The 8509-nt window shown below is 54.5% G+C and carries 8 protein-coding genes and 5 pseudogenes; 11 read left to right on the forward strand and 2 right to left on the reverse strand.

Going from position 1 to position 8509, the window contains the following annotated elements; genetic code table 11:
• From ACZAHD_RS19580 to ACZAHD_RS19615, 8 genes and pseudogenes are all read left to right on the forward strand, one after another.
• Nucleotides 1-662 (forward strand): LysR substrate-binding domain-containing protein (locus tag ACZAHD_RS19580; RefSeq protein WP_462458253.1); only part of this gene is annotated, 662 nt, incomplete at its 5' end.
• A 71-nt stretch (nucleotides 663-733) separates the two neighbouring features.
• Nucleotides 734-829: pseudogene (locus tag ACZAHD_RS19585) on the forward strand (hypothetical protein); the annotation flags it as partial.
• A 164-nt stretch (nucleotides 830-993) separates the two neighbouring features.
• Nucleotides 994-1896, forward strand: a complete 903-nt coding sequence (gene murQ / locus ACZAHD_RS19590) for an N-acetylmuramic acid 6-phosphate etherase (protein ID WP_462458254.1) — start codon at nucleotides 994-996, stop codon at nucleotides 1894-1896.
• A 24-nt stretch (nucleotides 1897-1920) separates the two neighbouring features.
• A pseudogene (gene murP / locus ACZAHD_RS19595) lies at nucleotides 1921-3363 on the forward strand (PTS N-acetylmuramic acid transporter subunit IIBC).
• Between the two features lie 120 nt (nucleotides 3364-3483).
• Nucleotides 3484-4386, forward strand: coding sequence for an EamA family transporter (locus ACZAHD_RS19600; protein WP_462458255.1), 903 nt, complete (start codon nucleotides 3484-3486; stop codon nucleotides 4384-4386).
• A gap of 102 nt (nucleotides 4387-4488) precedes the next feature.
• A complete protein-coding gene (locus tag ACZAHD_RS19605; RefSeq protein ID WP_462458256.1) occupies nucleotides 4489-4779 on the forward strand; it encodes a YicS family protein in 291 nt (96 codons plus the stop codon).
• A 5-nt stretch (nucleotides 4780-4784) separates the two neighbouring features.
• Nucleotides 4785-4940: pseudogene (locus tag ACZAHD_RS19610) on the forward strand (hypothetical protein); the annotation flags it as partial.
• A 48-nt stretch (nucleotides 4941-4988) separates the two neighbouring features.
• Nucleotides 4989-5099 (forward strand): annotated as a pseudogene (locus ACZAHD_RS19615) (carbohydrate porin); the annotation flags it as partial.
• An 81-nt stretch (nucleotides 5100-5180) separates the two neighbouring features.
• Here ACZAHD_RS19615 and nepI read toward each other — a convergent pair.
• Nucleotides 5181-6368 carry a purine ribonucleoside efflux pump NepI gene (nepI, locus tag ACZAHD_RS19620; protein ID WP_462458257.1) on the reverse strand — a complete coding sequence of 396 codons (1188 nt, stop codon included), beginning with the start codon at nucleotides 6366-6368 and terminating at the stop codon, nucleotides 5181-5183.
• A gap of 177 nt (nucleotides 6369-6545) precedes the next feature.
• The gene (locus ACZAHD_RS19625; RefSeq protein ID WP_100684625.1) at nucleotides 6546-6998 is read right to left on the reverse strand and encodes a DUF1198 family protein; all 453 of its coding nucleotides are present in this window, start codon (nucleotides 6996-6998) and stop codon (nucleotides 6546-6548) included.
• A gap of 493 nt (nucleotides 6999-7491) precedes the next feature.
• On the opposite strand from ACZAHD_RS19625, the gene ACZAHD_RS19630 reads away from it, so the two are divergent.
• The 3 genes and pseudogenes from ACZAHD_RS19630 to ACZAHD_RS19640 form a co-directional block, all read left to right on the forward strand.
• A complete protein-coding gene (locus ACZAHD_RS19630; RefSeq protein WP_100684624.1) occupies nucleotides 7492-8052 on the forward strand; it encodes a type IV secretion protein Rhs in 561 nt (186 codons plus the stop codon).
• Complete coding sequence (locus ACZAHD_RS19635; RefSeq protein WP_100684623.1) at nucleotides 8049-8378, forward strand: putative T6SS immunity periplasmic lipoprotein; 330 nt, start codon at nucleotides 8049-8051, stop codon at nucleotides 8376-8378. The genes ACZAHD_RS19630 and ACZAHD_RS19635 overlap by 4 nt, the downstream gene beginning before the upstream one ends.
• Nucleotides 8375-8509, forward strand: a pseudogene (locus tag ACZAHD_RS19640) (Hcp family type VI secretion system effector); the annotation flags it as partial. The gene ACZAHD_RS19635 and the pseudogene ACZAHD_RS19640, both read left to right, overlap by 4 nt.

Consider the following 8509-nt stretch of genomic DNA (forward strand, 5'->3'; position numbering starts at 1 on the left):
GGGAATATCAGCAGCCGAAGGGTGAGCTGACGATTGCGGCACCGACGATGTTTGGCCGTCAGCATGTATTACCGATTGTGACCGCTTTTCTCGCACGTTACCCGCAGATTCGCGTCCGTTTACTGCTCAGCGATCGCAATGCCGACCTGGTCGACGACCATATCGATCTCGCGGTGCGCATTGGTAGCCTGCCGGATAGCGGCATGGTTGCCACCCGCCTGGGTGAGATGCGTATCGTCACCTGCGCCCATCCAGCGCTGCTGGAGAAACACGGATACCCGCAGTGCCCGCGTGAGCTGAGCATGCTGCCAGTCATTCATATTGAATCACCGATGCCCTATCGCGGCTGGCGGTTTAAGGCGACGATGGCGGAAGATCGGCACGTGGTGCTTCAGCCGGTGCTCTGCGTGACCACCCCGGAGAGCGCCGCCGATGCCGCGCGACTGGGGGCCGGCGTGGCGCGCCTGCTGCACTACCAGGCCATCGCTGGTCTGGCGTGCGGTGAACTGACGCTGATACTGGAGGAGATGGAGCCGGAGCCTGCGCCGGTACACCTGCTGTATACCGCCCGCGGGCTGGCGCCTCTTAAGCTGCGGAAATTTATCGATTTCGCCACGCCGATGCTGCGCCAGGCGCTGACGCGTATCGCGGCAACCGGCTAGTTCGCCACCTTTTTCAGCGGCACCGCTTTCAGCCGCCATGAGAGCAGGAAGGCCACCGCCATCAGGCATACGGCGGTGAAACGATGTTGAAAATGAGCCTCGCGATGACCATCAGCTATCTGATCGCCCTGTTCTTCGGCCTGCCAAAAAACCACTCGACCCGTTAAGAACGAATACAGTAATAAAATATTCCAATTTTGTTACTGCATCGCTTCCCGACCTGCCTGCAAATCTCTTCTTATCTGTTCAGCGTTAATCGTGATAACCTTCACATGATTGGAATAATTAATTCCTTAGAATCTGGCTTAACGATGAATGATGAGGTTTGTGTATGAGTATCGACCTGAGCGCGCTGCTGACCGAGCGCCGCAATGCCAATAGCGCCAATATAGACACCCTGTCTACCGTCGAGATGCTGACGGTCATTAACCAGGAAGACCAGCAGGTGGCCCACGCGATCGCGCCCTATTTAGCGCAAATCGCCCAGGTCGTCGATAAAGTGGCCGCGGCGTTACAATCCGGCGGACGCCTGATTTACCTTGGTGCCGGGACCTCCGGCCGCCTGGGGATCCTCGATGCCAGCGAATGTCCTCCGACCTTTGGTACCCGTCCGGAGCAGGTGGTCGGGGTGATTGCTGGCGGCCATAAAGCGATTCTGAGCGCCGTGGAAAACGTGGAAGACAACAAAGCGCAGGGCGCCATGGATCTGCAAAATCTTAACTTCAGCAACCGCGATGTGCTGGTTGGCCTCGCCGCCAGCGGACGTACGCCGTATGTCATTGGCGCTATGGAGTATGCCCGTAGCCAGAACGCCTTTGTGGCCATCGTCAGCTGTAATCCGCACGGTGAAATGGCCCGCCTGGCCGATGTGGCCATCACCCCGGTCGTGGGTCCGGAAGTGGTCACCGGTTCTACCCGTCTGAAAGCGGGAACTGCACAAAAGCTGGTGCTGAACATGATCTCCACCGGCGCCATGATCCGCATCGGTAAGGTTTACAGCAACCTGATGGTTGACGTTGAAGCGACCAATGCGAAGCTGATCGAGCGCCAGGTGTCGATCGTTATGGAAGCCACCGACTGCGATCGCGCCACCGCGCAGGCCGCGCTGGACGCCAGCGCTCGCCATTGTAAAACCGCCATTGTTATGGTGCTGGCGAATCTGAGCGCCGCAGAAGCAACAGCCCTGCTGGCAAAAAATGACGGTTTTATCCGCAAAGCGCTGAGCAACACCTAAGCGCCGACAACCAGGTAACGTGCCATGGCAAAAATAAATAAAGAGATGATAGCGCGGATCCTTACGCATGTTGGCGGGGCTGGAAACGTCGCCCAGGCGGGGAACTGTATGACCCGCCTGCGTTTAACCCTACGTGACGAGCAGCTCGCCGATAGCGCCGCCATCCGCCAGATTGAAGGGGTGATGGGGGTTATCGTCAGTGATGAGCAGTTTCAGGTGGTGCTCGGCCCCGGTAAAGCGCAAACCGCCGCGGAAATGATGAACGGACTGCTGGAAGAAGCGCCGACCGATGCGCCGTCTCTGGCGGCAGTGGCGGCAGTGGCGGCAGAAAAAAAGCAGGCGCTGAAAAGCAAGCAAACCAGCGGCGTGCAGAAGTTTCTTGCCAAATTCGCCACTATTTTTACCCCGCTGATTCCCGGTTTTATCGCCGTCGGCCTGCTGCTCGGCTTCGCGACACTGGCAGAACAGATGTTCGTGCTGGAGAATGCCCATCCCAGCGCCTCGTTGGTGGCGCTAATCGGCTACATGAAAGTCTTCAGCAAAGGGATGTTCACCTTCCTGAGTATCCTGATTGGCTATAACGCGCAGAAGGCATTTGGCGGCTCCGGAGTCAATGGCGCCATTATCGCGTCGCTGTTCGTCCTCGGCTATAACCCTGAAGCCACCAGCGGGTTCTTCTCCGGGATCACCACCTTCTTCGGTCACGGCATCGACCCGCGCGGCAACATTATCGGCGTGCTGATTGCCGCGATTCTCGGCGCATGGGTGGAAAAGCAGGTACGCCGCGTGATGCCAGCCAACCTCGATATGATCCTAACCTCGGCAGTCACCCTGCTGATTATGGGCGCGGTGACCTTTACGGTGATTATGCCCATCGGCGGCTGGCTGTTTACCGGGATGTCGTGGCTGTTCCTCCATCTCAACGGCAACCCGTTTGGCTCCGCGGTGCTCGCCGGTCTGTTCCTGCTGGCGGTGATGTTCGGCGTCCATCAGGGCTTCGTGCCGGTCTATTTTGCGCTGGTGGATGCGCAAGGATTTAACTCGCTGTTCCCGATTCTGGCGATGGCGGGAGCCGGACAGGTCGGTGCCGCGCTGGCGCTGTACTGGCGGGCGAAGCACGGCTCGATGCTGCGGACCCAGATTAAAGGGGCGATCATTCCCGGTTTTCTCGGTATCGGCGAACCGCTGATTTAAGGCGTAACCCTGCCACGCATGAAGCCGTTTATCACCGCCTGTATCGGCGGTGCCTGCGGTGGCTTTTTCCTCGGTCTGATTGCATGGCTGGGCCTGCCGGTGGGGCTGAATACGGTCTTTGGCCCTTCTGGCCTCGTGGCGTTACCGCTGATGACCTCCGCAAGCGGGATCTACGCCGGCATGGCGGTTTACGCCGCAGGCCTGGTCGTTTCCTACCTGTGCGGTTTCGCTTTTACCTGGCTGTTCGGCAGTAAAAACGTCGATTTGAGCTAGCATCGAATCGATACGGGACCCGGCCATCGCTACCACGCCGGGCCCCACCATTTCCTGCCCGCCTCTGCGCGTCAGCTCATGCTATGATGCGCCCTTTGCGATATTTCATTCGAGGAAAAGATGGGCTCCAGCAAAAAAGGGATGCTGAACGTACTGATAGCCGCGGTGCTATGGGGCAGTTCCGGCGTTTGCGCGCAGTACATTATGCAGCAAAGCCAGATGTCATCGTCATTTCTGACCATGACGCGTCTGTTGTTCGCTGGCCTGATTCTCCTGATGCTCTCTTTTGTGCACGGCGACAAAATTTTCCGCGTCCTGCAAAACCGCAAAGATGCCTTCAGCCTGCTGTTCTTCTCGCTGTTTGGCGCGCTGACCGTGCAGTACACCTTCCTGATGACCATCGAGAAATCGAACGCGGCGACGGCGACGGTGCTGCAGTTCCTGTCGCCGACCATTATCGTCGCCTGGTTTGCACTGGTCCGCAAAACACGACCGGGGCCGCTGGTGCTGGCCGCTATCGGGACCTCGCTGGCAGGCACGTTCCTGCTGGTCACCCACGGCAATCCCACCACGTTGTCCATTTCACCGTCGGCGCTGCTCTGGGGGGTAGCGTCGGCATTTGCGGCCGCGTTTTATACCACCTGGCCGTCAACACTCATCGCCCGGTATGGCACCCTGCCGATCGTCGGCTGGAGCATGCTGCTGGCTGGGGCAATGCTGCTACCGTTCTTCGGCGGCCAGGGCACCCACGTTGTCGTCAATGGTGGTCTGCTGCTGGCTTTCTTCTATCTGGTGGTGATCGGCACGTCGCTGACCTTCAGCCTCTATTTAAACGGGGCACAGCAAATTGGCGGCGCGAAAGCGGGGATTCTCAGCTGCGCCGAGCCGCTGAGCAGTGCGCTGCTGTCGCTTATGCTACTGGGCATCACTTTTACGTTACCGGACTGGCTCGGTACGCTGCTGATTCTTTCCTCTGTGGTGCTGATCGCCGTGGATTCCCGACGCCGGGTTCAGTTAACATAAAAAGCAAACATCTGATTTTAAACAACTTAACTTCCTGATAATTTGCGTGTTTCGCATCCTGCGCATATAGTTGACTGAAGCTACTATTTGAGGAGAAGCGCCATGAAAGCGTGTTGGATATTGTGCCTGGTTACCACCCTCAGCGCGACGACGGCCTGGGCCGAATCACCGCTGAAAAGCCTGCAGTTCGAGCAACAAAAGCAGCTGGTGTTAACAGCGGTGAAGGAAAAATGCGCCCCGAAGGCCCCCCTGAGCGATACCGATTTTGCCAATAAAATCCTCGCCTCTCAGGAAAACCAGGAATATGTCCGCCAGGCTACGCTGGCGAAAGAGCGGAATAACCAGAAGGGTTATCAGGCAGCCATCGATAAAATCAGCTGCCCGGAAACGTAATCACGATTAATGAACCAATCCTGTTTGGCGCGCCGGTTATCATGAACCCGATGATGTTTATCCCGATGCTCAACGCTATCCAGGCCTAAGGCGCAACCCGGCTCGGCTGGCTGGCGCAGGTTGTCTACCTGCCGTTCCTGTGCGCCTGTGAACGCTCCTGAATGAAAACTGAAGTAGAAAAACCGGTGGCCAAAACTGTCAGCCAGTAAAAGGCACGGGCAGATCGCCAGGCTAAAATTGATGCCGCCGCCAATAAGAAAGTGGATGTCATGACCAACCCGCAAACCACCACCGCTTCGCCGGACATGGCGACGCCCTGGCGGGGCTAGCGGGATTAACGCCCGCAGGTTCGCTCTCCTGCCCCGCTCAAAGTCATACGACCGGGGTTTTATCAACCCCGACTACACGCGAACGTTGATCGCCACCAGCAGGCCAGTCAACAGCATCAACGCGCCGGAAATCACCAGCGGCGATAGCAGGCCAAAATGGTCCAGCGCCACACCCCCCACCGCCGCACCACAGGTATTGGCCAACTGAATGACCGCCACCTGGATCGAACCGGCTTTTTCCGCCTGGTCGGAGAGCGAGCGGGTGATCCACGTTGACCACCCAACCGGAATCAATGCAAACGCAAGGCCCCAGATTATCGCCACTGCCGACGCAACCACCTGACTTTCCCCCCACAGCACCAGTACCGTCGCACTTGTCGCCAGAACCAGCGGAGCAGCCGTTAAGGCCGCCTTCACCGAGCGCTTGAGGATGACCGACGACAGCGAGGTGCCGATAAAGCTGGCAATGCCGAAGCTCAACAAGACTAACGTCAGGCCATCAACATCAAAACCGGCGAGGGTCATGTAGAGCGGGCGAATATAGGTAAAGAAGGCAAACTGCCCGGCAAAGGCCATAAAAATAGCGCACATCCCGGCCATCACCCCAGGGCGTTTCAGCAGGCCGAACATATTTTGCTGTTGCTGCGGCGCTTCGCCGGGTAAAGCGGGCAGCACCTTCAACACCCAAAGCGTACAAAGTACGCCCATCACCGCCGCCGCATTAAAGACGTTACGCCAGTCGATAACGCCGCCCAGAAAGCTACCTAACGGCGCGGCAATGACCAGTGCAATCGACACCGCGCCAAAGATAACCGACAGCGCTTTTGGCACCACCCGCATCGGGACAAGGCGCATCGTCAGCGAGGCGGACATCGCCCAAAATCCCCCGAGCGCCAGCCCCAGACAGGCGCGACCCAGCAGCAACAGCCAAAAGCTGTTGGCAAAGGAGACCAGCAGGCAGGAGAGCGTCAGCAGCACGGAAAACAGGATCACCACGTATCGACGGTCGGTGGTGCGGATAACGGACGTAATAAACAGGCTGGCAAACATCGCCACAAACGCCGTGGTCGTGACCGACTGACCGGCCAGCCCTTCAGAGATCCCCAGATCCTGGGCCATTGGCGTAAGCAAACTCACCGGTAAAAACTCAACGGTAATCAGACAGGCTACGCAGAAGGCCACCGCGAAGACCGCCGACCAGTTTGGCCGTGAAATCTCTTTGGTCTGCGATTTACTCGTGATGCTGATATGTTCTGTCATGACGTCACCTGAAGCTAAAAACGTGCGGAAAAGCCACGCAGTCTACCATCAAAACTGTGACGAATTTAACGCTTTGACAGCTTTTCTCTTATTACAACGCGCTATCAGATAGCCACAGCGTATCTCATGGAGAAACTCAACGACGAGACAGAACGGGTAACACAATAACTCATGATATCAATGAAGATAAAATACCCCCTCTTCCGGCAGGAAGAGCTGGTTGTAGCGCAGCTGGAAAGCGTTTAGCTCATGCGGATCGGGCTCTATTTCGCGCATAAAGCCAAGCGTCAGGCGGATTTGCGCATCGGTTATCGGCGCGGCAAGCCGGGCTTTACGCAGCAGGCGGTGCCAACTGAGCAGATTCTCTTCGCTGCCATCAACAATACAGACCTGCCAGATCAGCAGCACCTGCGCGGCATTCTGCAGATGGGCCTCATCAGGACGCTCAAGGTAGCGAATAAACTCGGTTCCAGCCGTTTTACCAAACTGGTCGATCATCGACTCAATCGCAACCGGCGTGATCCCCAGTCGTTCGTTTAAGCGTTTGATCGCCCGGCGGGAATCAGAGGTCAACACCCGAAATCCGACCACAAACACCACGCCAAGCGTTGCCAGCATTATCCAGACCATACGTTCTCCTTAAATCAGCCGCTCATCATAGCGGGAAACACCCGGCCTCGACAGCAGGCAGCGCCAGATTAATGAGCTGAAGAAAGGGAAAAACGATATGAAGGCGGACCTACGCATGCGGGGTCTTAACCAGCTAAAACCCGTGGTGGCTGAGGGGATTGCAGCAAGAAACCGGCCCGCGGCAGGTGGGAGAAACGATTAAAACTCATTGTTAGTTTTCAGAACGCGTTTTATTCCTCGCCATGCTATTTATATATGCCATTCAACAACTCATTTATATATCTTATATAACACGCTCTCTTTTACTATTTTTCACACTGCCGTTGATATTGACGCCACTAATAATACATGTTGGCCAGTGGCGCCTGCAATAACTTCAACGCACTCTAGTTACTGTAACTTTAAGAGTCTTCGCGTAAATTCCTTTTTCTTACTCATTAAATTCAGGCGTAGTATCGATATAAATATCAATAATGGACCAGGAAGATATTGAATGCCAGTAGATGAAAGAATAAGGCCGACATCAGGAACGGCGATAAACCCAGGTGGCGTAAGACAACTAACAATTGGTGAGATCGCTCTGGCGAAAACGCTTTTTGGCGAAAGCCTTAACTATAGTCGGATTTGGGTACACCGTGAAAGTTACTTACCCTTTAACCTTCAACCCGTTGATGTCGCCATGACCCCCAACGGTGAATTATGGTTCAGAGAAGAAACCTATTCACCAGATTTTTCATTAGAGCGAGATCTCGCAAAGAAACATAGATTCATGCATGAAATGGTTCATGCGTGGCAAACCCAAAAAGGTATGTTTGTCAGGGCAAGAGGTTTATTTTCTCGCTTCGCTGATTATAGCTACAGTCTGGACAAAGCAGATTTCCTCCATTACGGGTTAGAGCAACAGGCATCAATCGCCAGTGATTATTGGCTATTGATTAATTATGGCTTCGAAAATAACAGAGGGTTATATGAATATCGTGATTATACATCAAAAAAATCTCTTTATGATTTAATTCATAAATACAAATCCGTCATGAAAGGATTCCCTGGATGAAAAGACTCGTCATTTTCCCTTTAATCATTCTTCTTTCCGGTTGTCCGGGAGGTAAGCCGGGCCCTTCCCAGCGTAGCATCTTCATTCATGGAGATACTCTGTGCTTTAGTGTAAATAAAAATGACGCGTTAGAATATTACACTATCTACTATTATCCAAAAGGCAACCACACAGTTATTAAAAGCGATAAAGGAATAAATGCATCCTACCCCAACACATGTTTTAAATTTAAATTGAGAAATGGTTATCAATACAACATCTATTATGGCCTAAACGGCAAACAGTATACAGATTCATTTTTTATTGATAACGACGGGAGATTATGAAAAGGTCATTACCAGCGTATTTATTTTTATATGATGAGAATGGAGTTCAGGTAAAAGGCGATTGTCTGATGCCAGGTAGAGAAGGCGCTATTGAAATCATGAACAGTAGCTACGGTGTAAGGCAAGGTGTA

The organism is Raoultella sp. (assembly GCF_039594335.1).
Lineage (GTDB): Bacteria > Pseudomonadota > Gammaproteobacteria > Enterobacterales > Enterobacteriaceae > Klebsiella.

Bases quoted from the DNA above. Each gene is read 5' to 3' on its own strand.
- murQ (WP_462458254.1), top strand. From the start codon at position 994: ATGAGTATCGACCTGAGCGCGCTGCTGACCGAGCGCCGCAATGCCAAT.
- ACZAHD_RS19600 (WP_462458255.1), top strand. From the start codon at position 3,484: ATGGGCTCCAGCAAAAAAGGGATGCTGAACGTACTGATAGCCGCGGTG.
- ACZAHD_RS19605 (WP_462458256.1), top strand. From the start codon at position 4,489: ATGAAAGCGTGTTGGATATTGTGCCTGGTTACCACCCTCAGCGCGACG.
- nepI (WP_462458257.1), bottom strand. From the start codon at position 6,368: ATGACAGAACATATCAGCATCACGAGTAAATCGCAGACCAAAGAGATT.
- ACZAHD_RS19625 (WP_100684625.1), bottom strand. From the start codon at position 6,998: ATGGTCTGGATAATGCTGGCAACGCTTGGCGTGGTGTTTGTGGTCGGA.
- ACZAHD_RS19630 (WP_100684624.1), top strand. From the start codon at position 7,492: ATGCCAGTAGATGAAAGAATAAGGCCGACATCAGGAACGGCGATAAAC.
- ACZAHD_RS19635 (WP_100684623.1), top strand. From the start codon at position 8,049: ATGAAAAGACTCGTCATTTTCCCTTTAATCATTCTTCTTTCCGGTTGT.